This window comes from Dickeya sp. MK7 (assembly GCF_000406305.1).
GTDB classification, from domain to species: Bacteria; Pseudomonadota; Gammaproteobacteria; order Enterobacterales; family Enterobacteriaceae; genus Dickeya; species Dickeya fangzhongdai.
Map to the genome: position 1 here is coordinate 2693481 of NZ_CM001984.1, position 24767 is coordinate 2718247.

Here is a 24767-nt window from a genome sequence, read left to right on the forward strand (position 1 = left end):
TTGCCGCCCCTTTATAGTGAATCCACCTGCCCCGACGCATCTGGGCCTCTCTCCCCCGGTCCGTCGGTTAACGATGCGCCAACGTCAACCCGTCCAGATCGATATCCGGCGTTCTGCCGGCTACCACATCCGCGACGATACGCCCGACGCCTGCCGCCTGCGTCCAGCCATTGGAACCCTGTCCGCAAGCCAGAAACAGGCCGGCTACCGGCGTAGCGCCCACATAGCCGGGACCGTCCGGCGTCATCGGCCGCAGACCGCACCAGCGCTGCGCCGCCTGATAGTCGCCCGCGCCCGGAAACAGCCGTTGCGCCACGCTCGCCACAAAGGCGCTCTTCTTCGCGTCCGGATGGGTGCTGAAATCGGAAATTTCGGCGATACCCGCCGCCCGCAACTGGTTCCCCAGACGGGCGATCATCACCTTATGGTGTTCGTACATCACGCACACCCGCGGCGCGGCGGTGTCGTCGACGATCGGCAGCGTCACCGAATACCCTTTCACCGGATAAATCGGCAGCCGGATGCCCACCTGATGCAGCAAAGGCACCGAGGCGCACCCCAGCGCCACCACCACCGCATCCGCCGCCAGCGTACCGGCGCCGGTTTCCACGCCGGTCACCCGCCGCCGGTCGTCGTTCGTCCGCAGGCGTTCAATCGGGGTATTGAAATGGAAGCGCACGCCGCGCTGCTGCAACACCTCAGCTAACTGCCGGGTAAACAGCGCGCAGTCGCCCGCTTCGTCGTCCGGCAGATAAAGACCGCCGGTCAGCGGCGCGTTTGCCTGCAAGAGCGCCGGTTCGATACGGGTCACCTCCTGACGGTCCACCAACCGGTGATTGACGCCGAACTGCGTCAACACCTGCGAAGCATGGTGCGCCATCGCCAGTTCCTGTTCGTTGCCGAACAGTTGCAGCACCCCCAGCGACGATCGGGCGTAATCCAGCCCCAGCTCGTTTTGCAACTGGTGCAGGCACTGCTGGCTGTAGTGGGCGATACGCTGCATCCGGCCTTTGTTGGCGCGGTAGGCGTCAAGCCGGCAGTTGCGGGCAAAGCGCCACAGCCACCGCCACTGCGCCGGGCTGAGGGCCGGGCGCCATTTGAGCGGCGCCTGCGGCACAAACAGCCAGCGGAATGCCTTGAGCAGCATACCGGGCGATGCCCAGGGGCCGGCGAAGCCGGGACACACGCCGCCCGCGTTGGCGAAACTGGCCTCCAGCGCCGGACCGGGCTGGCGGTCGATCACCTCGACCTCAAACCCTTGCTGATGCAAATACCAGGCGCTGGCGACGCCCACCACGCCCGCGCCAAGCACCATCACCTTCATGCGATACCTCCTGCGATCGGCAGTTCCTGACGCACCAGCTCCGCCCAGTAACGCACTCCGACCGGAATCAATGCATCGTTGAAATCGTAATGCGGGGTATGCAGCGGCCTGCCGTGCGCGTCGTCGTCATTGCCGTTACCCACCATGATGAACGCGCCGGGGCGCTGTTCCAGCAGATAGGCGAAATCCTCCGCCCCCAGCAACGGCGTCATGTCGCCATCGACCGCGCTCGCGCCGGATACCCGACCGGCGGCCTGCCGCGCACGCCCTGCCATCTCCCGGTCGTTAACCAGCACCGGATACTGAAATTCGTAATCGACTTCCGCCGTCGCGCCGAACGCCTGCGCGCTGTGCTGCGCCAGAGCGGTCAGTCGTTTTACCAGCAGTTCGCGGACGACGGCCGAGTAGCTGCGCCCGGTGCCGGTCACGGCGACGCGGTCGGGGATCACGTTGGGCGCTTGCGGATCGCCGCCGCCGATATGCCCGACGCTCAATACCGCCGCCTCCATCGCCGGCACATTGCGGCTGACCACGGTCTGCAACGCCAATACAAACTGCGCCGCGGGCAGCGTCGGGTCAATCGACAGGTGCGCGCCGGAGCCGCCGTGGCCGCCGGTGCCGCGGAACACCACCCGCCAGGTGTCGCTGGCGCACAGCATCGGCCCGCTGCACAACGAAAAGCGCCCTAGCGCTATGCCGGGCTTGTTATGCAGCCCGAACAGGCGCTGGCACGGGAAGCGGTTCAGCAGGCCATCGTCGAGCATCGCCCGCGCGCCGCCCAGCCCCTCTTCGGCGGGCTGGAAGATGAAATGCACCGTCCCGGCGAAATCCGGATGGCGGGAAAGCAGCCACGCCGCGCCCAGCAACATGGCGGTATGGCCGTCATGGCCGCAGGCGTGCATCTTGCCGTCGTACGCCGAGGCATACGGCAGGCCGGTTTTCTCTTGCAAACGCAGCGCGTCCATATCGGCACGCAGGCCTATCACGCCCTCGCCCGATTGTTTCCCGCGCAGCGACCCCACCACGCCGGTGCCGCCGATGCCGGTGGTCACCTCCAGCCCCCATTGGCGCAATTTCTCCGCTACCAACGCGGCGGTGCCGAACTCCTCAAAACCGATTTCCGGATGCTGATGAATATGACGGCGAATCCCGGTCAGTGCCGGAACCATCTGCCGCAGCGTCTGTTCATAGTCCGCCATGTCGTGTTCCCTCTGGTCTGCGCCTGCCGACGGCGGGCGCAACGGTTAAGCGGTTAAACGGTTAAAAAGTGCCTGGATAGCTGCCGCCGTCGATCAGCCAATTCTGCCCGGTGATGAACGCGGCCTGCCGCGAGCACAGGAACGCGCAGGCGGCGCCGAATTCTTCCGGCTGCCCATAGCGCCCGGCCGGGTTGGCCGCGGCTCGCTCCCGGTGCAACTGCTCATAGGATTTGCCGGTCTGCGTCGTCAGTGACTGAATGTGTTGCCACTGGCCGTCAGTATCGAAGATTCCCGGCAGAATATTGTTAATGGTGACATTGTCCCGCACCACCGTGCGGGACAGCCCGGCAACAAAGCCGGTCAGCCCCGAGCGGGCGCTGTTCGACAACCCCAGTTCCAGTTGCGGAATCTTCACGCTGCGGGAGGTGATGTTAACGATGCGCCCGAAGCCGCGCTGACGCATCCCATCCACCGTCAAACGCATCATCTCGATCGGGCCGAGCATCATGCTGTCGAGCGCGTCCAGCCAATGCTGGCGCGTCCAGTCACGAAAATCGCCCGGCGCGGGGCCGCTGGCGTTGTTGATCAGAATGTCCGGCTGCGGACAGGCCGCCAACGCGGCCAGTCGTCCTTCATGACGGGTGATGTCCGCCACCGTCGCCTGCGGACGCACGCCGACCGCCTGTTCGATCTCATCCTGCGCCTGACGCAGTGCGGCCGCCGTGCGCGCCAACAGCGTGACCTGCACGCCTTCCTGCGTCAGTTGACGGGCGACGGCTTTGCCCAGCCCGCGGCTACCGCCCCATACCAACGCCTGTCTGCCGACAATACCCAAATCCATATCGGTTGTTCCTTATGCGTTAACCACGGAAAAACGGCCGGCGTCCGCCGGCGCCTGCTGCCGCCCCGGCACGGAGTCCAGCAGCAGGCGAGTATAGGGGTGCTGCGGCTGCCGCCAGATTTGCTGGCAATCGCCGCTTTCCACACACTCGCCGAGCCGCATCACCATCACCCGGTCGGCGATGTAGCGCACCACGGATAAATCGTGCGAAATGAACAGCAGCGACAGCCCCATTTCACTCTTCAGTTCCACCAGCAAATTGAGGATCTGCGCCTGAATCGACACATCCAGCGCCGATACCGGCTCGTCGCAGATCACCAGCGACGGGTTAACCACCAGCGCACGCGCAATACCGATACGCTGACGCTGACCGCCGGAAAACGCGTGCGGATAACGATGGAGGCTGCTCAGCGGCAGACCAACCCGCTCCAGCGTCTGACCGATCAGCCGCTGACGCTCGGCGCGCCGTGTCACGCCATGCACAATCAGCGGCCGTTCCAGAATGCGCTGGACGTCGTGACGCGGATTGAGCGATGCGTAGGGATCCTGAAAAATCATCTGCACCCGGCGGCGCAGCGGCTGCAACTGCGACTCGTTCAGATGGGTAATATCCTGACCGTCAAACAGCATCCGGCCCTCGGCAACGGGCAGCAGACGCAGAATGGTCTTCGACAGCGTCGATTTGCCGCAGCCGGATTCCCCCACCAGCCCCAGCGTCTCGCCGGGATAAATGTCCAGCGACATATCCTTCACCGCATTGACCACGCCCTGCGACGTGGCGTAGCGGGTATGCACCCGATGCAGCGACAGCAGGGGCGTCCGGGTGGTATCCGGAACCGGTACGCTGCGCGCGGGCGGCGTGACGACCGACACCTGCCCGGCGTCGCCGCTGTCGGGATGACGGATCTCCGGCAGGCGTTGCCGCCGGTAGTGCAGGTCATCGGCCAGATGCAGCGACGTCGCCAGCAGCCCGCGGGTATAGGGGTGCTGCGGCGCCCGGAACAGCGCGTCGGTCGCCGCCTCCTCCACCTTGCGCCCGCCGACCATCACCGCCACGCGGTCCGCCCACTGCTCCACCACCCCCAGATCGTGGGTGATCAACAGCAGGCTCATGGCAAGCTCGCGCCGCAGTCGATCCAGCAGCGCCAGAATCTGCGCCTGAATGGTGACGTCCAGCGCGGTGGTCGGCTCATCGGCAATCAGCAGCTTCGGCTGACAGGCCACCGCCATAGCGATCATCACCCGCTGACGCTGCCCGCCGGACAGCTGGTGCGGATAGTCGTCGATACGCCGCCTCGGCTCCGGGATCTTCACCAGATCCAGCAGCTCGATGGCGCGCGCCCGCGCCCGGACAGGCGCCAGCGGCTGGTGCGTCCGCAGGGTTTCGACGATCTGCTGGCCGATGGTCAACACCGGATTGAGCGAGGTCATCGGCTCCTGAAAAATCATTGAAATTGCGTTGCCGCGCAGTTGGCGCATCGCCGTATCCGGCAGCGCCAGCAGATCCTGTCCGTCGAACAGAATGCGTCCGGCGACCTGCCCCGGCGCGCCCACCAGCCGCATGATGGAAAGCGCGGTGGCGGATTTGCCGCAGCCGGACTCGCCTACCAGCGCCAGCGTTTCGCCCGGGTTGAGCGCCAGATCAAGACCGCGCACCGCCTGATGGCCGGGGAAAGTCACCCGTAAATCCTGAATCTCCAGCAGCGGGGTCATACACGTTCCCTCCGTGAGCGCGGGTTCAGCGCATCGTTGAGCGCATCCCCCACCAGATTGAGCGCCAGCACGGTCAGCACCAGCGCCCCGCCGGGGATCGCGGTTAAAAACCACGCCGAACGCAGCGACTCGCGCCCGGCGCCGATCATGCTGCCCCAGCTCACCCGGTTCGGATCGCCAAACCCGAGGAACGACAGCGCGGACTCGATCAGAATGGACGACGCCACCATCACCGAGGTGGTGACGATAATCGACGGCAGCGCGTTGGGCAGGATCTCCTGCGCCATGATGCGCAGGCTGGAAAACCCCTGGCTGCGCGCCGCCAGCACGAAATCGCTTTCGCGCCAGGTGCGAAATTCCGCCCGCACCAGCCGGGCGATGGTGGGCCAGGAAGCGACGCCGATGGCGCAGGCGATCAGCATCACCGACGGCTGACCGATGGCCACCAGCACCACCACCAGCAAAAAGGTAGGAAAGGTCTGGAACAGTTCGGTGGCATGCACCAGCAGGTGGTCAACCTTGCCGCCGAAGAAGCCGGCGCTTGCGCCGACGGTCACGCCGATCAGCAGGCTGACCGCCACGGCGGAAAAACCGATCTGCAACGAAACCTGCGCGCCATGCACCACCCCGGCGGCGACATCACGCCCCAGCGAGTCGGTGCCCAGCGGGAAAGCAGGGTCCTGCCCCGGCCACAGAAACGGCGGCGCCACCATATCCAGCGGGTCGCCGGGGTACACCCACGACGCCGTCAGCGCCATCACCGCCACCAGCACCAGTAGCACGACGCCCGCCATGCCGGATGGATTGCGCAAAAACAGCTTCACCTCCGGCGACAGCCGCACGCGGCGGCGCGGCGGCGCCAGCTCGCCAACGGCCGCGCGGGAAGAAACGGTATTTTTCATATCAGTTCGCCTTGATTCGGGGGTCCAGCCAGCTTTGCAGCACATCGACCAGAATATTGGCGACGATCACCAGAAAAGCCGACAGCAACAACACGCCCAGCAGCACGTTGAAATCGCGCGCCATCACCGCCTCCAGCGCCAGCCGCCCCAGGCCCGGCCAGCTGAATACGGTTTCCACCACCGCCGCGCCGCCCAGCAGGTTGCCGATATGCATCCCGGCGACCGTGGTCACCGGCAGCAGCGCGCAGCGCAGAATATGGCGCAGCGTCACCCGCCACGGGCTTAGCCCCTTGGCATGGGCGGTGCGCACGAAATCCTGACGGTCGATCTCCAGCATCGCCGCGCGCGTCAGGCGGGCGTAAATAGCGATAAAGAAACTGCTCAGGGCGCCGACCGGTAGCACCGCATGCTGCAACCGATCGCTAAGATAGGCCCAGCCGTGCAGCTCCGCGCCGATGGTGGCGCTGCCGCCGCCCGGCAACCACTCAAGCCGGACCGAGAACAGAATCAACGCCATCAGGCCAACCCAGAATCCCGGCGTGGAATAGAGCAACAGCGCCAGAAACGACAGCAGCCGATCCGGCCATTTACCCGCCCACACCGCCATCACGGCGCCCAGAGCGATCCCCACCACAATCGCCACCAGTTGCGAGGCCAGCATCAGAAACAGCGTCTGCGGTAGGCGGGACAAAATCAGATCCGTCACCGGGGCGTTGTAGCGCGGCGAAAACCCCAGACTGAAGTGCGCCAGGTTGGACAGATAGTTGTACAGTTGGTGCAGCACCGGCAGATCAAGCCCGAACTGCCGGCGTATCTGCGCCGTGGTTTCAGCGGTGGCGCTGCCCGCCTCGGCGGCCAGAACATCGGCGGCGTCGCCCGGCACCAACTGCAGCAAAAAGAACACGACGATCACGATGCCGATCGCCACCGGCACCGCATGCAGCACCGTACGCCACAGCACCTGTCGGATTCGTTCAATGTTTCTCATCACTCACCTTTTATGCACCGGCGTCATTTACGGAGCGACCCGGAGCACGCCATCGCAAATCGGCGTGCTCTGGGTTCACGGGTTATTGATCCAACCAGATTTCCGCCAGGCTGCCGTTGGCGCCCTGGATATCCGTCAGTGGGTTATGAACACGCGTGTTATAGATGGTCAGGCGTTTAAGCTGCAGCAGGTTGATGTCCGGCAGTTCCTGCGCCACGATGCGCTGGAAGGCGCGAAACGCCTCCACGCGTTTGGCCGGGTCGGTTTCCACCGCCGCCTGTTCCAGCAGTCGATCCACTTCCGGGTTGGCGTAATGCGAACCGTTGCCGAACGCAACGCCCGGTTTAAAGGCTTTCGACCAGTACAGACGCTGCACGCCCACCGTCGGATCAAACAGGTTGGAGATGGAGTGGTTGGTGAATTCGAAATCCCGATCGGTGTACACCCGTTTGACGTAGGTGGCGAAATCCTGCGAACGGATGGTGACCTCGATCCCCACCTTGGCCAGCGCGGATTTCAGGTATTCCGCCACCCGCTTGAAGCCATCGCCGTACGGCATGTAGTCATGCACCAGACGAAAACGGATGCCGTCGGCCTGACGCGGAAAACCGGCCTCATCCAGCAGCTGTTCGGCTTTTTTCAGGTCGAACGGATACGGCGACGGCGCGTTGTCGTGGAACTGCGCCAGCTCCGGGGTAATCGGCGTCGGCGAATTGACGGCGTAGCCGTACCACACCACGTTGCGCAGCACGTCGCGGTTGATGCTGTGGGCGATAGCCTGTCGCACTTTCAGGTTTTTCAGGTACTGATTGTCCAGATTGAACTCAATGCGGGTCTGCGTCGGGCCGTAGCCGTAACCACCGGTTTCAATCGCCAGCCTGGGGTTTTTCTTGACGCGATCCAGTTCATTGAGCGGCACCGGCGACTCGCTGCCCAGATCCAGCGCGCCGGTTTCGAAGGCAATCAGGCGAGTGGCGGCGTCAGGGATGAATTTCACCACCAGGCGATCGACGTATGGTTTCGGCTGATCCCAGTAGTTGGGGTTGCGCTCGTACACGATATGGCTGCCGCGTACCCACTCTTTGAAGATAAACGGTCCGGTGCCTACCGGCGCCGTGTTGTAAGGGTTGGTGCGAATATCGGTGCCGTCATACAGGTGTTTGGGGACGATCGGCGCTTCGTTGGCGGAAAACGCGCTGATCAGGTAAGGCGCGGGCTGCGACAGCTCCACAATGGCGGTATAGGGATCCGGCGTTTTCACCTCGGTGACATTGGCAAAAGTGCCCTGCCCGCGGGAATTGTATTTCTTGACCGTCAGAATGGAGAACGCCACGTCGGCGGAGGTGAAATCCTTGCCGTCGTGCCATTTCACGCCCTGACGCAAGTGGAAAGTGTACTGTTTGCCGTCCGGGCTCACCGACCAGCTGGTCGCCAGTTGTGGAATCGGCTTCATGTTGAAGTCGTAGTTCAGCAACCCTTCGATCACCTTGGCGTTGACCTTGATCACCGATCCGCCGCTGTTCACCAGCGACGTTAGCACCGGTGGTTCCGGCTCGACCAGAAAATTCAGCGTACCGCCGCGTTTGGGCGTCGTCTCCGCTGCCTGGCTCATCGCGCCAAACAGCGATGCAGCCACCAGCAATGCTGCAAAAAGCGATTTATGTTTCATTGCGTTATCCCTGAGTGAAATGAGTGATGCCCAGTCATTATTCGTGTCGCGGGAGCATGATGACCGGACATGCTCCCGTGTACGGCCGGTATCCGAAACGCGCCGGGCCCACGGCGGTCAATCACGCTCGTTACAGATCAACATCGCTGCGACCAGCGGCCGGCGGCGTGGCTATGCGGGGAAAGGCGAGTGTGCATGTACCGAATCCTGTTGGTTATTTCGTTGGGATTGGGATTGCGATTGCATCGCGGGAATCCGAACTGCGGAAAAACTAACCCAACGCTTGTTTGAAACGAACGTTTAATTTTGGATAAGTAATGTGGAAAAACGGATAATGGCGGGTGAAAGTACAGGATATAGCGCAGGTCAGCGCCATAAAATGGGACGACGGCGCCGACGCATTGCTGAATCAGCGGAATGACGCCGATACCGCCCAAGGCGGCGTGCTGCTGACGGCAAACGCCGGTTAATCCACAAACTCCAACAGCGTATTGAATGCGGGTAAAGCGACCAGCAGCCGCTGCGGCTCAACGTGACAGGGCAACGAAAGCTGTTCGGCCTGCCGGGCTATCGCCGGACGATCGCCGCCATGCAGCCGCAGTACCGCAAACTGGCTGGTTCGCCCGCCGCCGGGCGGCAGCAACCGGGCATAGCGTTCGCCGAACGCCGTCGCCGTCACAAATTCCAGCGCGAATGCCGCATCCAGTTCGCCCAGCGCCTGAAAGCGCTGCGTCGCGCCGTCCGGCGCCGCCGCCACCCCCACCAGTAGGCTCAGATGCGTTACGCCGTTGGCGTGGCGCCGCCACTCGTCGCGCCACACCAACTCCGGCGTATGGTGTTGACAGAAATAGACCCGGCCTTCCGTAAACCGCTCGGCCGCCAGATGCACGGTGCTAAAGCGCGCCGGATAGGATTCGCCGTTAAGCGTCACCGGGCGCGAGAAATGGCGTACCGGCTGCGTCGCCAACCCCGCCGCCTGCAGCGCGGCGGCGCTGGCGTCGATATCCCGGCTTCGGAACACCACCCCATCCAACCCGCGCGGCCCCGCCAGCAATTCCTGACGCGGCGACGTTTGCTCGGCCGGCAGGCCGAGCAGTTCCAGATAACTGTCGCCCAACAGCACCAGATGGTTCACCGACCCCAGCGAATGATGGCCTTTGGGCGTCAGCGTAAAGCCCAGTTGCCGGAACAGCGCGGCGGCGCCGTCGGTATCGTAGTGAGCGTTCAAGACAAGGTGATCGAGAAAGAGTCGCATATCAGCTCCCGGTAGTGACTGAACCCCGTGGAGACGCGGTTTTCTCCGCATGCCCCAACGTATGCATCAACCGATTGGCCCAGCCAAAAATCGCCGCGGCGTGGATCAAATCCAGTATTTCCTCGCGGCTGAAGCCCGCGTCTCGCAACGCCTGTACCTGCACGGCGGTGACCGTCGCCGGCGACTGCGACAGGGCGCGGCAAAAATCCACCACCGCCTGGGTCCTGGGGTCAAACCGGGCGTCCAGCCCACGGGTGTAGATCAAGCGGACCACATCATGGCGGCCGGATAGTTCAAGATAGCGGCGCGCGTGAACCGACCCGCAGTAGGCGCAACCGTTGGCCACGGAAGCGATCAGCGCCCCCAGTTCGCGCAGTTCCCGCGTCAGCCCGCCTGCGCCGTACATAATGGCGTTGAACAGCCGGGTACGCGCCACATAGGATTGCGGGTCGTGCGCCAGCGTGCGCACATACGGCGATATCCGGGTGTTGGACGGCGTCACCTGCATCGCCGCCCGCTGCTCTTCCGACGCCGTTTCCAGCGCGACCGGTTCAATATAGGGATGCCAGGTCAGCGGATGAATCCGCATTTTTACCGTTGCCGTCATGCCAGCGTCTCCAGCAGCGCCAGCCCGGCAATCACCCGAACCTCAAAATTCACAAACGCAATCAGTTCCGATAGCGCCACCACCTGCGGCGGCGTCAGGCCGGCCCGTTCGAGCCGGCGCAGGTCATCCTGCCGGCACCGCTCAGGTGACAACGTCACTTTATCGCAGTGCGCGATCACCGCCGCCAGCCACGACGGCGCGGCGACATCTTCTCCTTGCGCGACGCGCTGCCAGCGGGCTTCAGTATCCAGACGCGTCAGCCGGCACTGATACTCCGCCGTCAACGCCGGATGTTCCAGCCGCATCGCCATACGCATCGCCAGTGCGACCCGCAGCGCGGCGGGCAGTTGCCGTTCGTCGGCGGGCGTCAGCACGCTTTGGCGGCAGTCGGCAATGCCGACGACCCACTCCGGGCGCCGCCGGCGCAGAGCAGACAGCTCGCCCTGCGGGTCCAGACCGGCGAGACGGTCCACCGCATCCTGATTGTGGTTATTCATGCTTCCTTCCTGTTGTCAGCCAATCGGGCGGCCTTTCTCGCTACGGCACGGCAATCGCGTGCCGCATGGATACCGGCCGGGTCGGCACGATGTTCTCGATGTCTTTTTTCGATGTTTTATTGCGCCGGCGTCAGGTCAAAAGCGCGCACCCAGTCATCGCCGCGTTTAGCCCAGTGGACGTTTTTCGCCACGCCGTAGGTGGCTGGCTGGGCATACAGGAAGATCACCGGCGCTTCATCGCACATGATTTCCGTCGCCTGGCGGTAGGCCGCCAGCCGCTTCGCCGGGTCGATGCCCGCGCGCCCGTCCGCCAGCGCCTGACCGAATCCGGCGTGGTTCCAGTACGCATAGTTGTTGCCCGGCGCAAATAGCGTCAGCAGGCCGTCGGCGTCCAGCGTCGGCCAGGCCTGCGCCAGCAGCGACGTCGGGGCCAGTTCGCGGGTTTTCAGGTATTTGTTCATGTAGCTGCTGAACTCCAGCTGATTGATGTTCACCTTCAGCCCGACCTCGCCCAACTGCGCCGCCACCACCTGCGCGACTTCATTGCCCTGCAGGTAGGTGCCGGAAGGCACGTCCAGCGTAATACTCCGGGACAGGTCGGCACCGGACTGCTTAAGCAGTTGGCGCGCCTTGTCCGGGTTGTAGTCATACGCCTTGAGAGCCGGGTTGTAACCGAAATAGGACGGCGTCAGCACCTGACACTGGGATACCGGCGCCTGACCGTCGAACAGCACCTGGGAAATCGCGTTTTTGTCCACCGCGTAGTTGAGCGCCTGCCGCACCGTCTTGTTATCCAGCGGCGCCTGCTCGGTATTGAACTTGATCATCACGCTGCGCATCGACGGCACCGAGCCGGCCTCCGCTTTGCCGCTCTGGTTGATGCGCGCCAGCTCCGCCGTCGGGATGCCGGTAATCAGCGACACCTCCCCGGCCAGCAACGCGGCGATGCGGCTGGCCGACTCCGGAATAATGCGAAACTCGACGGTATCGAACGCCGGTTTGGCGCCGAAAAAGTCCGGGTTGGCCTTCAGCGTCAGGTGATCTCCCGGCACATTTTCCGTCAGCACATAGCGGCCGCCGGACAGGGTTTCCGTCGCCGGGTTATGGCTGTCGGCCCACTTCGGCGGCAACAGCAGGAACATGGAGATCTGATCGACAAAACCGGGATAAGGCGACGCGGTGACCACCTCCAGCTCGGTGGGGGAAATCACTTTGACGTCAGAAACCTGCGTAAACCAGGCTTTGATGCGGGCGTTGACCTTCGGGTCGCGCACCCGATCCAGATTCCACTTTACCGCTTGTGCATCCAACGGTTCACCGTCGGCGAATTTCGCCCCCGAACGCAACGTGAAGCGCCAGGTAGTATCGTTCACCGCCTGCCACGACGTCGCCAGCTCCGGTTGCAGTTTCAGATCCGGCCCGCGCAGCACCAGCGCCGGATAAATATGGCTGAGTACGCTCAGGTCAGTACCCACAGACGCGGTCATGTGCGGGTCCAGCGTATTGACGGTGGTGCCGAGCGCGATACGGGCGGTCTGCGCCCCGGCGACGGCGGAAAACATCAGCGCCGCGGCGATGGCGACGGCCGCCCCGGACGGTATTATGGTTCTCTTCATGCAACTCCCCTGGTTGAAAAATGATTTATTGTGGTTGTAGGTCATGGTGGCTGTAGGTCATTGTGGTTGTAGAACAAAGTGCTGCGGCGCCACTTCCCGCCATTGCATCGGCGTAGCCGGCAGGCAGGCGGCGATATCCACGCTCAGCGGCTGCCGTTGCCGCTCAATACGCGGATCGGGCACCGGAATGGCGGACAGCAGCGCCTGGGTATAAGGGTGGCGCGGGTGCGAAAACAGGGCTTCCGTCGGCCCCATCTCCACGATTCGCCCGCGCAGCATGACCGCCACCCGGTGACACAGGTAGCGCACCATCGCCAGATCATGCGCGATGAACAGGTAGGTCAGGCCCAACTGCTCCTGCAAATCCTGAAACAGGTTGACGATCTGTGCCTGAATCGACACATCCAGCGCGGTAATGGGCTCGTCGGCAACGATAAAGCGCGGGTGCAGCGCAATCGCCCGGGCAATGCAGACCCGCTGACGCTGACCGCCTGAAAACTCGTGCGGATACCGCCGCATGAAATCCGGCGATAGCCCCACCTGCCGGAACAGCTCCGCCACCCGTTCACGCCGCGCCTGCGCGCCGGTTTCCAGCCGGTGCACCACCAGCGGCTCCGCCACGACGTCACCGACGGTCATACGCGGGTTGAGCGCGGAATAGGGATCCTGAAAAATGACCTGCATATCGCGCCGATAGGGCTTGAGCTGCCGCGGCGATAGCCCGTTCAGGCGCTGGCCGTCAAAGAGAATCTCGCCGCTGTCGGGCCGTTCCAGTTGCAGCACCAGACGCCCGGTGGTGCTTTTACCCGAACCGGATTCCCCCACCAGCCCCAGCGTTTCCCCCGGCCAAATATCGAAGCTGAGGTCGTCCACCGCCTTGTGCGGCGTCTCGCCGGCATGGAGCCAGCCCGCCGCCGGGCGGTAGGTTTTCTGTAACCGCTCGACGCGCAGCAGCGGCGACGGGTTGAGGTTCCCATGAGTCATGCCGCACCTCCCTGCGCCGCCAGCAGCGCGGGCAAATCGTACCAGGCCGCCACCTGATGGCCGGGCGCACCGTCGGCGACCTGCCGCAGCGGCGGCACCTCGCGCAAGCAGCGCTCGGTGGCGAACGGATTGCGGGGCGCGAACGGATCGCCCGGCGGCAGCCGGGCCGGGTCCGGCGGATTGCCGGGGATCTGATACAACCGTCCGCCGCCGCGCCGGGCGGTGGTCGGCAGCGATTTCAGCAGCCCCCAGGTATAGGCGCTGCGCGGCGCGTCGAAAATGGCCTCCACCGGGCCGCGTTCCATGATGCGGCCGCCGTACATCACCTGTACGGTATCCGCCAACCCGGCCACCACGCCCATGTCGTGGGTAATCCAGATGACGGTGGTGCCGATCTGACGTTTCAGGTCGCGCACCAGCGCCAGAATCTGCGCCTGGACGGTGACATCCAGCGCGGTGGTGGCTTCGTCGGCGATCAATAGCTTCGGACGGCAGGCGATGCCGATGGCGATCATTACCCGCTGGCGCATACCGCCGGAAAACTCGTGCGGGTACTGGCTCAACCGCTGACGCGGATTGACGATCCCCACCCGATCCAGCAGCTCGACCACCTGCTCCCGCGCCGCGCGCGCCGACAATCCCAGATGGCGCCGCAACGGCTCCGCCACCTGACGCTCAATGGTCAGTACCGGATTGAGCGAGGTCATCGGGTCCTGAAACACAAAACCGATCTCCCGGCCCCATACCGCGCGCCGCTCTCGCCGCGAAAGCCGCAGCAGGTCGCGTCCGTCGAACCAGACTTCGCCGCCGGTCACCCGCCCCGCCGACGCCAGCAGCCCGACCATCGCCAGCGCGTGTACGCTTTTACCGGAGCCGGACTCGCCGACGATCCCCAGCGTTTCGCCGGCCGTCAGCGTATAGGAAAGATCGTTTACCGCCCGCACCGGCCCGGCGGCGCCGTCAAACACCACGCTCAGATTTTTGACTTCCAGCAAGGCCACGGCGTTACACCTCAAGGTAACCGCCGGCGGTGCGCGTCAGGTATTCGCGCCCCCCGTCGGTAATCAGGACGGTATCGGAAATCTGGGTGCCCCCGACGCCCGGCACCCGCAGGTTCGGTTCAAAGGTGATCAGCATGCCCGGCTCCAGTACCAGCGACGATCGCGGATCCAGCGAGGCGTGCTCATGCGCGCCCAACCCGATGCCGTGGCCGATGCGGCCGGGAATGTAATCGCCGTACCCCTGCGCCGTCAGCCGGGATTTCACCGCCAGAAACAGCTCCCGATAGGGCGTGCCGGGGCGGATCAGCGCATCCACCTCGCTGCGAATCGTCAAAATGGTGTCCAGCAGCCGCCGTTGCGGGTCCGCCAGCGGGCCGAGCGCCACCATGCGCTCGTTTTCCGCATGGATGCCGTTGGCGATGCTCCAGATAAATATGCCGACGGTTTCGCCACGCTGCGGCCGACGCGTAGTCGGGTTGTCGCAGTTGAAAAACAGCCGTTCCCCCGCCAGCGCCCAGGTCGCCAGTCCGCTCTGGACGCCGCCTTCCAGCGAGCCGAAGTCGCACACTTCCACCTGCGGATAATCCTGCGCCCACAGCTGTTGCATGGCGACGGTGGATGCCAGGCTGATTTCCCGTTCGTTGCCGCCGGCGGCGACCGCCGCAATCGCCGCGTCCATCCCCCGGTCGGCCAGACGCGCCGCGATGCGGGCATGGGCGATTTCATCCTCGTCCTTGATCAGGCGGGCATGTTCCAGCAGCGCCGAAATGTCGGTAAAACTCGCCTGCGGCAGCGCCTGCCGCAGTTCATGAACCCGCCGCAACGACAGAAAATCCTCTTCGATGCCGACGGTTTTATCCACCAGGCCGAGATCGCCCAGAATCGCCGCCAACGCCGTCTGCCAGTCGGCGCCCAGCGTCACCTTGTTCGACCAGGCGCCATACAGTCGCACATCGCCCACCCAGGCGCTACCGCGCCCGTGATCGTCACGCAGCGCGTGTACCAGCATGATCGGGTCGTGCCCGGCGGCGACAATAGCGATCACCGGGTGGGAATAGATAATCGGGTTAAACCCGCTGAGGTAGAAACTGTGCTCCTGCTTGAAGCACACCATGACATCGACCCCTTGCGCCGTCATCGCCCGGCGAACGCGCTCGATACGGGCCGGAAGCCGCGACGCGGCAGAAGTATGAAGCGGTGAATTCATCGTTGGTTCCTCAATGTCGGGTCAAAATAGTCGCGCAACCCATCGCCCAGCAGGTTGACGCTCAAAACCGTGAGCAGAATGCTCAGGCCGGGAAAGGTGACGATCCACCAGGCGCTGGACAGATAAACCCGCCCGTCCGCCAGCATCCGCCCCCAGCTTGGGGCGGGCGGTTGAACCCCCAGCCCGAGAAACGACAGCGCCGCATCCATGATGATGATGCGCGCCAGTTCCAGCGTCGCCACCACCAGCGCGGGCGTCAGCACATTGGGCAGAATATGGCGCAGCAGAATGCGCCAGCCGCTCGCGCCGATGGCCTGCGCCGACAGGATGAACTCCCGTTCGCGCAGCGATAGCGTCTGCCCGCGGATAATGCGGGCAAAGCGGATCCAACTGGTCAACGCCAGCACCAACACCAGGTTCTGCAGCGACGGCCCCAGCGCCGCCACCACCAGCAGCGCCATCAGCATCAGCGGCAACGCCAGTTGAATATCCACCAGTCGCATCAGCACGCGGTCGATTAGCCCGCCGTGATACCCGGCCAGCATGCCCAGCAGCACGCCGACGACGCCGCCCAGCAGAACCGCGCTCAGCGCCACCATCAGCGTGACGCGGCTGCCGAACAGCAGCCGCGACAGCACGTCGCGCCCCAGCTCATCGGTGCCAAACGGATGCGCTCCCGGCGCCAGCAGCCCGCTCCAGCTCGGCGGCTGCATACGCAGCAGCAGGCTCGACTGGGTGGGCGACGGCAATCCGAGCCAGGGCGCCGCCAGCGCCGCCGCCAACAGCGACAGGATCATCGCCAGACCAAACAGACCGCCGCGGTGGCGGCCCAGCGCTACAACCAAGCTTTTCATCGCTTCGCCTCCTTAACGACGTCGGGAAATGCGCGGATCAAGCACGCCGTACAGCATGTCCACCATCACATTGATGACGATGAACAGCACGGCGACCACCACCACGCCGGCCTGGATCACCGGGAAATCGTGTACCTGAATCGCCTGCACGATCAGCCGTCCGACGCCGGGCCAGGCAAACACCGTTTCCGTCACCACCGAACCACCCAGCAGCTCGCCGGCGATAATGCCCACCATGGTGACCACCGGGATCAGCGCGTTGCGCGCCACGTGCCAGAAAAACACCGTATGCGGCAACAGCCCTTTGGCGCGGGCGGTGCGCACATAGTCCTCCCGCAGGGCATCAAGCATGGAAGAGCGCAGCAGACGAGCGATGGAGGCGGTGACGAAGACCGCCAGCGTGGCGGCAGGCAGCACCACATGGCGCCCGCCGCCCGCGCCGCCGGTGGGAAGCCAGCCCAATTGCACCGCAAACAGCAGGATCAGCATCACGCCCAGCCAGAATACCGGCGTCGCCTGCCCCAGCAGCGCCGCCACCATCACCAACAGCTCCAGCAACGTGCCGCGCATCAGGGCGGCGACCGCGCCCGCCGCCGCGCCCAGCAGCACCCCGAACAGCAGCGCCGTCAGCGCCAGCGTCACGGTGGCGGGCATATGCCGTAGCACCACGTCAAACGCCGGCTGCATGTACTGAAAAGAGATGCCGAAATCCCCGTGCAGCATGGCCCACAGCGTATGGGCGTACTGCTGGTATAAGGGGCGGTCCAGCCCCAACGCATGCCGCATGGCGTCCAGTTCCGCCTGCCCGGCCCCTACCGGCAACAGCAGTACGGTGGGGTCCCCCAGTACGCGGGTGACGAAAAACACCAGCGTCACCACGCCCCAGACGGCGATCAGCGCTTCCAATAGGCGAACCAGAATAAAGCGCGCCATCACACCTCCTGCGGCGACAGGAAGGCGCGGATCGCCGCCAGAACGCGGGCGTTCTGCTCGATATGCACCGGATGGTTGGCGCCGGCGATCTCCAGATAGCGCGCCCCCGGAATGCCTTCGGCGATCAGCCGGGATTGCTCCGGCGGGCAGATCCAGTCTTCGCCGCCCACTACCACCAGCGTCGGCGTCTGGATATCCGCCAGGCGGTGTCGCAGGTCATAGGCTTTATCGGCGAACAACGCATTGTGGGTTGCGGCGTGCAGCGACAGCGTGCGGGTGCGCTCCAGCGCGGCGTCGGCGTCAAACTGCTCGTAATACAGCGGCTGCAACGCCAGCCAGATCAGGCGCAGTTCGACGTCATCCGTCACGCGGTCGGAAAACAGTTTGTCGATCATAGCCAGCGACGCGCTGGGCGCCTTGTGCAACCGCGCTTTGAAGTTGGCGACGGCTTGCGCCTCGTGGTGATGGCTGGGGGCGGTGCCGCGCAGAATCAGATGCGACAGCCCCTGCGGATATTTCAGCGCGTAGCTCAGGGCGATCATCCCGCCGAAGGAACCGCCGAGCACGATAACCGGCTTGTCGCCGGCCAGCTGTCGGCGCACCGCGTCCAGATCGTCCACCAACTGGTCGAAGGTAAACGGCGGCGTCAGGCTCGACCGCCCGCAGCCGCGCTGATCGTAGGCGATGAGATGGTAGCGATCCGCCAGCGGCAGAAACGCCTGAAAGTCACCGCGGTGATCGCCGATACCGCGGCCGCCATGCAGGATAATGACGGCTTGCGGATGTGATTCTCCCGCCTGCGCGTACACCAGCGTGGCGCCGTTGACGACAATCTCAGCCATGCCGCACCTCGTCGGCGTCGCGCCATTCGTCGCCCAGCAACTCCGGCGTCTCAAACGCCAGCAGGTCGGCGTAGTGTTGTTCACGATCCTCCACGAACAGGCTGCGGATGATGCCCTGCGTCAGCCGGCGAGCGCCGTCGCTCACCGCCGGAATATCGCCGGACAGCTTGCCGTGGGTAAGGGTCGAGGGGTAATTGAAACAGTGGATCCGCGCCAGCAGCGGGCTTTGTTCCGGCGTTTTGGCCTGAAATTCGAACGCCGGCCCCAGATAGGGCGCCGCCGCCAGCTCCGCGTTTTCCAGACCCGCCGCGGGCGTAAACACATCGCGCCACTGTTTGATGGCCGGAACGAAGTACGCCAGTTCGCTACGCTGCGGCAAATCCACCTGAAAACCGGTGGCGAAAATCACGAAATCAACCGACCAGTCGCCTTTGGGCGTGGTCAGGCGCACCGCGCCATCCGTCGCGGTCAACGCCTCGACCGGGCTGCCGGCATGGAAAAAGGCGTTGGCATGGCGCGACACCCGCAGGGTGGAATCCCGCGGCGGCGGCGTCTGGGCCGCCAACGTGGTGTGCAGAAATTTCCACTTCCAGTCGTCGCTGAGCCCCAGAAACCCCTGCACCACCCCCTGACTGGAAATGCCGGTAAATTTGTTGATGCGCGGAATATCCTGCCGTCGGAAAAACAGATGCGCTTCGCCTGCCCCACGCTCCAACGCTTCGGCGGCATTGTCCATCGCCGATGCGCCCGCACCGATCACCGCCACACGTTTACCGCGCAGGGCGTCAAAGTCGATGTCGTCGGAGGTGTGCGCCCAGTAGCGCCGATCCAGCGTATCGGCGATGGCCGGCACATACGGCCCGCCCAGCCCGTCACGCCCGCTCGCCACCACCACCCGGCGTGCGTAGCGGCGCCGCACCTCGCCGGTGGTCAGATGGCGGGTTTCCAGCGCCAGCAACCCGTCCACGCCCGGCAAAATACGGGTGATCTCGGTGTCGTTCTGCACCGGCAAATCCAACGCCCGCCGGTACCAGACCAGATAATCCATCCACTGGGTGCGGGGGATCTTATCCAGCTCCGCCCAGGCGTCGGCGCCGAACTGCGCCTGATACCAGGCGCGAAACGTCAGCGACGCCAACCCCAGCGCCGGGCCGGTCAACTGCTTCGGCGATCGCAGCGTTTCCATGCGCGCGTAGGTTTTCCACGGTCCTTCACGCCCGGCGGGCGCCCGGTCAAAGCAGCGCACATTATCCACCCCCGCCAGCCGCAACGCCGCAGCGGCGGCCAATCCGCACATGCCAGCCCCCAGAATCGCCACATCCAGCACCGGTTGCCCATCTTCCGTCTGTCGCGGCGGCACCCAGGACCGGGCGGGCAATTCCAGCCATTGCAGCTCCTCTTTCAATCGGGCTTCCAGCGCGGGCAGCCCGCCCTCTTGTTGTGACGCCATGAATCCTGCTCCTGTGTTCGGTCATGCCAGCGGACGGACATCCGCTTAATATGTTTTTTTCACATTATTAACGCGCTTTGATTTGTTTTATTAATGATAAAAAACACTGAGGTTATGAGGAAAATTGCATATACATCACGGGGAAAATGCCGCATCCTGTCGCCAAAATTGACCAGGCTCACGACGGACAGACCGCGCGTTGGTGATAATCCCGCCGCGTTTTCCCGTCGGGAAGACACGGAGTGCGTCAACGAGCTATGCGGGAGATCCTGTGAAAAAACCACAACGGACGGAAGACGGCGCCATGACCCATACCACCTTGCTGGACGATCTGGATTTACGCCAGTTGGAAGCCTTCGCCACGGTGATTTCCGCAGGCAGCATTACCGCGGCGGCCAGGCTGCTGCATCGTTCCCAGCCTGCCGTGACCCGTCTGATTCAGGAGTTCGAAAGCAAAATCGGTTACCCGCTGTTCCAGCGCAACGGGCCGCGCATTACCCCGACCGAGCAGGCGTATCAGTTGCACGAATCGGTAGAGCATGCGCTGATCTCGCTGCGGCAGGTGCAGGTGCGGGTACGGGAGATCGCCGACGACGAAGAGAAACCGCTGGTGGTGGCCGCCACGCCGGCGATGTCGGTCGGCCTGTTGCCGCAGGCGCTGTCGCGGCTGACGCTGACCGCGCCGTTACAGCTGCTCAGCCAGTCCGCCGAGCAGACGCTGCAGGCGGTGATTGCAGGACATGCCGATCTGGCCATCAGCAGCCTGCCGCTGGAGCATCAGAATGTGAATCGCCACTGGATCGGCCAGTCCCGCTGCGTGGTGGTGCTAAACGATAGCGATCCGCTGGCGCAGGCGCCGGTGGTGACGTTGCAGGCGCTGGCCAGCCGTCGGCTGATTACGCTGTACAACCCGTACCGGCTGCGCAACCGCTTTGAGCAGGTGCTAAAAAAAGCGGGCATCAAACCCCGGTACGTGATCGAAACCAATTCTTCCGCCACCATTCTGTCCTGCGTGCGCGCCGGATTGGGCGCGGCGATTACCGAACCGGTGACGGCCTACGGCCTGCCGCTGGACGGGCTGGCGATTCGGGAACTGGATACGGACATTCCCTACCACTTCGGCGTGGTGACGCCGCAGTCCCGGACGCCAAGAACGCCGGTGCTGCAACTGATCGACGCGCTGGAGGCCAGCGCCCGGGAACGCTTACCGGCGTTTACCCTGTTTCATTCAGACGATCATCACCGCATCATGACCACGCTGAATAACTAGGCAGCCAGGAATCGAGGCACGCGGGGCGACCGTCTGGATGAAGCGCTGCTGCGTAGATTCTGGGATATAGCGATAATCATCACCGGAATTAAAAATCGCTTATCCGGATTTATTGCGCAAAAAAATATATTTCCGCCATGTTCATTCATCAGCAATTAATGAATGAATCATGCGCGTAAAGCATAAAAACACCGTCGGCTACCGGCGAAGATAAATTACCGCCTCTGGCGGGACGGGCTTCGTGCGCGCTTGTTTCAGGCATCGCGCTATCTGACCGCGCCTGCCGGGCGGTGCTGGAGCAGCATTCCGTTATTTTCATCCACCGAGGGGAATAATTCATGCCCGCCGGGCGGAATACGCTATCGCAAATATAACCAGAGCAAAGATAACCCGGACGAAATCCGATTCGTTGTAAGGACTCAATTATGAAAGTCGCTATTCTGGGAGCCGGCAATATCGGCCTGGCCAGCGCGGGCTGGCTGGCGCACGCCGGGCATACGCCGGTGCTGTGGTCGGCAGTGGCGGACGAACTGCTGGCGTTGCAGCAAGCGGGAGGTCTGCTGACCTGTTCCGGGGTCCTCGCCGGGCAGTACCGGCTGACGATCACGCCGGATATCGCAAAAGCGGTGGCGGACGCGCAGGCCGTCCTGCTGTGCGTACCCGGCTATGGTCACCGGGCGGTGATGGACGCGCTGGCGCCCCATCTGCAACCGGGCCAGTCGGTTATCATCAACAGCGCCTGCTCGCTCAGCGCGCTATATCTGGCGGATCGGCTGGCAGCGCGCGGCCTTACGCTGCCGATCATCACCTGGGGCACCACGCTGCTGACCGCCCGACGCCAGCCGGACGGTCACTCCGTCGCCCTCATGGCGGCCCGTCAGTTCGTGGATGTCGCCACTGTGCCAGTCACGCATAACGCGCAGAGCATCGCGCTGTGCGCCGGGCTTTTCGGCGCGCGCTTCCGGGCGCAATCCGACGTCCTGGCGACATCGCTCATCAATATCAACCCGATTGCCCACCTCGGGCTGGCGCTATGTAATGTGACCCGCATTGAGCGCCATGAAAGCTGGCCGCAGTATCACTACCTGACCGACGGCGTGGCGCGCTTGATTGGCGCGCTGGAGAGGGAACGGCAGCAGTTGGCGGCGGCGTTCGATCTGTCGCTGCACAGCATTGAGGAACACTTCCGGCAGTCATTCGACCTGCCGCAGCAAGAACTGGCGGATATCGCCGCCGAACTGCACCGCCGACGCGGCGGCCCGGCGGGACCGCAAACGCTGGACACCCGGTTTATTCTGGAGGATACCCCGTACGGACTGGTGTTTGCCGAGACTATCGCTCGTTACGCGGGGCTGCCGCTGCCGTTGCACACCGCCGCCATCCATGTCGCCAGCGCCATCTGGGGACAGGACCTGCGCCGACAGAATAACATCCTGCCCGCGCTGGCGCTGGATACCCTGTCGCCGGACGCCTTCCGTCGACGCATCCATCAGGGCTACGCCTGACCCCGGCTACGCCGCGTCCGGCTGCAGGTTCAACAGCCGGATAATGGTGTGCATCACCGCGTCGTCGTCGTTGGAACCGGTAATAAAGCGGGCGGCGGCCTTGGTTTCCTCAAACGCATTGCGCATGGCGAAACTGTAGTCGCCGCAACGCATCAGCTCAATGTCGTTTAACCCGTCGCCGAAGACCGCGGTTTCTTCCGGCGTTACCTGCAACATGTCCTGCAATCGGGCCACCGTGCTGCCTTTGTGTACCCCGACATCGGCGATATCAATCCAGGCCGCTTCGGACACCACGATATAAGCGCGATCGTCATAGGGCGCCAGATGGGTGCGGGTCTGATGGCAACGCCCTTTTTCATCGAACAGGGAGATTTTGACAAAATCATCCCGCACAGCGTTGAAATCCGCCACCAGCCGGACGGTAGCGTAGGATTTTTTCACTTTCTCGATCATCGCCGGCGCCAGCGAATCTTTCAGCACCGCGCCATCGGGGGTACAGGCGATGATCACATGTTCCTGATTCACCGCGTCCAGCGTGGCGATCATCTGCCGGCCGAGCGCATTGTCGATCAGCGACTGATAGACGTACTCGCCCCGGTGCCGGATACGGGTGGCGCTGTCGCCCAGAATCCAGAAATCCGCCGCCGGCGCGCCGAACAGTTCTTCAACCCGGTCGCACTGCTTGCCGGTACAGGGCGCAAACTGTACCTGCTTGCGTTGCATTAGCGCCCTGACCTCGGCAAACAACGCCTGATTGAACTCGCCGTGGCGGTTGAGAAACGTGCCGTCCAGATCGGTAATAATCAGCTTAATCATCACTTTTCTCCGTCATGTGTCCGAACGATTAGACCTTCACTGCTTTGGCGCTCAGCCCAACCAGCGCCAGCAACGCCGCCACCACCAGAAACGCGGCCGACAGGCTGCTGTGATGGGCGATAAACCCGATACTCGCCGGTCCGGCCAATACCCCGAGATAGCCCAGCGTCGTCACCGCCGGCACCGCGGCCGCCTGCGGCATACTGGTCTGACGGCCAATGGCGGAGAACATGATCGGCACGATATTGGAGCACCCCAGCCCGATCAGCGCATACCCCAGCAGCGCCAGCGGCCAGAACGGCACCCACACCGCCAGCATCAGACCGGCGACCGCCATCGACGCCCCCAGCATCACCACGGGTTGCGGCCCCAGTTTCGTCACCACCCGGTCCCCGGTCAGGCGACCGAGCGTCATGGCGGCGGCAAAACACGCAAAACCGAGCGCCCCTTGCGCGTCCGGCATCCCGCGATGCTCGGTCAGAAAGACCGCGCTCCAGTCCAACACCGTGCCTTCGGCCAGGAACACGGCAAAACAGATGAGGCCCAGCACCAGCACCGCGCCGCGGGGAATGGCGAACGCCGGGCCTTCCGGCGGATTGGCGTACGTCAGCAGGCCGGACAGATGCGTCAGCAATAACAAGAGCGCCGCCAGTACGCTAAGCAGGCTGGCCGCCAGCGGCGACAGCCCCAGCGACATCATGCCGCTCATCGCCCCGGCGCCAACGATGCCGCCAATGCTGTAAAACCCGTGAAACCCCGACATCATGGCTTTGCCCGACGCCTTTTCCACCAGAATCGCCTGCACGTTCATGGCGCAGTCGGTGGTGCCGACCCCGACGCCGAATACCAGCAGCGCGATCGCCAGCCACAGAGTATCCGGAATCACCGCCAGCCACGGCAGCGTCAGGCTAAACAGCAACACCGCCAGCGCGATAACCTTACGGCAGCCAAAGCGGGTGGTCAGCATCCCCGTGACCGGCATCGCCACCAGCGCGCCGCCGCCCAGACACAGCAACAGCAGGCCGAGCGTACCGTCATCGACAGCGGTATTCAGCTTGGCAAAGGGCACCAGCGCCGCCCAGACGGCGGTGGCGAACCCGGCCAGAAAAAACATGGCGCGCGTCGCCCGTTGTTCGCGCCGTCCAGGTTCGTCGATGACGCGACCCGACAAAGGGGAATTTTTCAGGGAATCCGTTAACTGTGGCATAAACGATACTGTCTCGTGTGAAAGGTATTGACCAATAGAAAGGTATTGACCAATAACCGCCGCGGCGCGCGCCGCATATCAACTATC

The 24767-nt window shown here is 63.8% G+C and carries 23 protein-coding genes; 3 read left to right on the forward strand and 20 right to left on the reverse strand.

Going from position 1 to position 24767, the window contains the following annotated elements; genetic code table 11:
- Positions 1-67 precede the first annotated feature (67 nt).
- The 7 genes from DXXMK7_RS11710 to DXXMK7_RS11740 all read right to left on the reverse strand — a co-directional run bounded on the left by DXXMK7_RS11710 (position 68) and on the right by DXXMK7_RS11740 (position 8636).
- Positions 68-1324 carry a D-amino acid dehydrogenase gene (locus DXXMK7_RS11710; RefSeq protein WP_038919238.1) on the reverse strand — a complete coding sequence of 419 codons (1257 nt, stop codon included), beginning with the start codon at positions 1322-1324 and terminating at the stop codon, positions 68-70.
- Complete coding sequence (locus DXXMK7_RS11715) at positions 1321-2523, reverse strand: amidohydrolase (RefSeq protein ID WP_038919239.1); 1203 nt, start codon at positions 2521-2523, stop codon at positions 1321-1323. Before DXXMK7_RS11715 ends, DXXMK7_RS11710 begins: the two co-directional genes overlap by 4 nt.
- 61 nt (positions 2524-2584) lie before the next feature.
- Entirely contained in the window at positions 2585-3364 is a 780-nt protein-coding gene (locus DXXMK7_RS11720) for an SDR family oxidoreductase (RefSeq protein ID WP_038919240.1), read from the reverse strand.
- Positions 3365-3376: 12 nt separating this feature from the next.
- Positions 3377-5077 carry an ABC transporter ATP-binding protein gene (locus tag DXXMK7_RS11725; protein ID WP_038919241.1) on the reverse strand — a complete coding sequence of 567 codons (1701 nt, stop codon included), beginning with the start codon at positions 5075-5077 and terminating at the stop codon, positions 3377-3379.
- Positions 5074-5979: an ABC transporter permease gene (locus DXXMK7_RS11730; protein WP_038919242.1), complete on the reverse strand. Its 906-nt coding sequence runs from the start codon at positions 5977-5979 to the stop codon at positions 5074-5076. Before DXXMK7_RS11730 ends, DXXMK7_RS11725 begins: the two co-directional genes overlap by 4 nt.
- A 1-nt stretch (position 5980) precedes the next feature.
- Positions 5981-6967 (reverse strand): ABC transporter permease, encoded by a 987-nt coding sequence (locus tag DXXMK7_RS11735; RefSeq protein WP_038919244.1) that lies wholly within the window; start codon positions 6965-6967, stop codon positions 5981-5983.
- Between the two features lie 82 nt (positions 6968-7049).
- Positions 7050-8636: an ABC transporter substrate-binding protein gene (locus DXXMK7_RS11740; RefSeq protein WP_038919245.1), complete on the reverse strand. Its 1587-nt coding sequence runs from the start codon at positions 8634-8636 to the stop codon at positions 7050-7052.
- A gap of 341 nt (positions 8637-8977) precedes the next feature.
- Between DXXMK7_RS11740 and DXXMK7_RS23180 the strand changes: the two genes are divergently transcribed.
- Complete coding sequence (locus DXXMK7_RS23180; protein WP_256379659.1) at positions 8978-9106, forward strand: hypothetical protein; 129 nt, start codon at positions 8978-8980, stop codon at positions 9104-9106.
- Here the strand turns inward: DXXMK7_RS23180 and DXXMK7_RS11745 are convergent.
- From DXXMK7_RS11745 to DXXMK7_RS11795, 11 genes are all read right to left on the reverse strand, one after another.
- On the reverse strand, positions 9103-9891 hold the full coding sequence (locus DXXMK7_RS11745; protein WP_038919246.1) for a VOC family protein: 789 nt from the start codon (positions 9889-9891) through the stop codon (positions 9103-9105). The two genes, DXXMK7_RS23180 and DXXMK7_RS11745, sit on opposite strands and share 4 nt — an antisense overlap.
- Before the next feature lies 1 nt (position 9892).
- Positions 9893-10498, reverse strand: coding sequence for a peroxidase-related enzyme (locus DXXMK7_RS11750; protein ID WP_038919247.1), 606 nt, complete (start codon positions 10496-10498; stop codon positions 9893-9895).
- Positions 10495-10995, reverse strand: a complete 501-nt coding sequence (locus DXXMK7_RS11755) for a CMD domain-containing protein (protein WP_038919248.1) — start codon at positions 10993-10995, stop codon at positions 10495-10497. The genes DXXMK7_RS11750 and DXXMK7_RS11755 overlap by 4 nt, the downstream gene beginning before the upstream one ends.
- Before the next feature lie 116 nt (positions 10996-11111).
- On the reverse strand, positions 11112-12611 hold the full coding sequence (locus tag DXXMK7_RS11760) for an ABC transporter substrate-binding protein (RefSeq protein WP_038919250.1): 1500 nt from the start codon (positions 12609-12611) through the stop codon (positions 11112-11114).
- A 57-nt stretch (positions 12612-12668) separates the two neighbouring features.
- Entirely contained in the window at positions 12669-13595 is a 927-nt protein-coding gene (locus DXXMK7_RS11765) for an ABC transporter ATP-binding protein (RefSeq protein WP_038919251.1), read from the reverse strand.
- Positions 13592-14596 (reverse strand): ABC transporter ATP-binding protein, encoded by a 1005-nt coding sequence (locus DXXMK7_RS11770; protein WP_082170946.1) that lies wholly within the window; start codon positions 14594-14596, stop codon positions 13592-13594. The genes DXXMK7_RS11765 and DXXMK7_RS11770 overlap by 4 nt, the downstream gene beginning before the upstream one ends.
- A gap of 4 nt (positions 14597-14600) precedes the next feature.
- Positions 14601-15803 carry a Xaa-Pro peptidase family protein gene (locus DXXMK7_RS11775; RefSeq protein WP_038919253.1) on the reverse strand — a complete coding sequence of 401 codons (1203 nt, stop codon included), beginning with the start codon at positions 15801-15803 and terminating at the stop codon, positions 14601-14603.
- Complete coding sequence (locus DXXMK7_RS11780) at positions 15800-16657, reverse strand: ABC transporter permease (RefSeq protein WP_038919254.1); 858 nt, start codon at positions 16655-16657, stop codon at positions 15800-15802. The genes DXXMK7_RS11775 and DXXMK7_RS11780 overlap by 4 nt, the downstream gene beginning before the upstream one ends.
- Before the next feature lie 12 nt (positions 16658-16669).
- On the reverse strand, positions 16670-17590 hold the full coding sequence (locus DXXMK7_RS11785) for an ABC transporter permease (protein WP_038919255.1): 921 nt from the start codon (positions 17588-17590) through the stop codon (positions 16670-16672).
- A complete protein-coding gene (locus DXXMK7_RS11790; RefSeq protein ID WP_038919256.1) occupies positions 17590-18432 on the reverse strand; it encodes an alpha/beta fold hydrolase in 843 nt (280 codons plus the stop codon). The genes DXXMK7_RS11785 and DXXMK7_RS11790 overlap by 1 nt, the downstream gene beginning before the upstream one ends.
- Positions 18425-19882, reverse strand: coding sequence for an NAD(P)-binding domain-containing protein (locus tag DXXMK7_RS11795; RefSeq protein ID WP_038919258.1), 1458 nt, complete (start codon positions 19880-19882; stop codon positions 18425-18427). Before DXXMK7_RS11795 ends, DXXMK7_RS11790 begins: the two co-directional genes overlap by 8 nt.
- A 304-nt stretch (positions 19883-20186) precedes the next feature.
- Here DXXMK7_RS11795 and DXXMK7_RS11800 point away from each other — a divergent pair, with 304 nt between their 5' ends.
- A complete protein-coding gene (locus tag DXXMK7_RS11800) occupies positions 20187-21152 on the forward strand; it encodes a LysR substrate-binding domain-containing protein (protein WP_038919259.1) in 966 nt (321 codons plus the stop codon).
- Between the two features lie 425 nt (positions 21153-21577).
- Complete coding sequence (locus DXXMK7_RS11805; RefSeq protein WP_038919260.1) at positions 21578-22657, forward strand: NAD/NADP-dependent octopine/nopaline dehydrogenase family protein; 1080 nt, start codon at positions 21578-21580, stop codon at positions 22655-22657.
- A 6-nt stretch (positions 22658-22663) separates the two neighbouring features.
- Here the strand turns inward: DXXMK7_RS11805 and DXXMK7_RS11810 are convergent, their stop codons facing one another.
- Positions 22664-23473 carry an HAD family hydrolase gene (locus DXXMK7_RS11810; protein ID WP_038919261.1) on the reverse strand — a complete coding sequence of 270 codons (810 nt, stop codon included), beginning with the start codon at positions 23471-23473 and terminating at the stop codon, positions 22664-22666.
- Positions 23474-23501: 28 nt separating this feature from the next.
- The gene (locus DXXMK7_RS11815) at positions 23502-24680 is read right to left on the reverse strand and encodes an MFS transporter (protein ID WP_038919262.1); all 1179 of its coding nucleotides are present in this window, start codon (positions 24678-24680) and stop codon (positions 23502-23504) included.
- Positions 24681-24767: the final 87 nt, after the last annotated feature.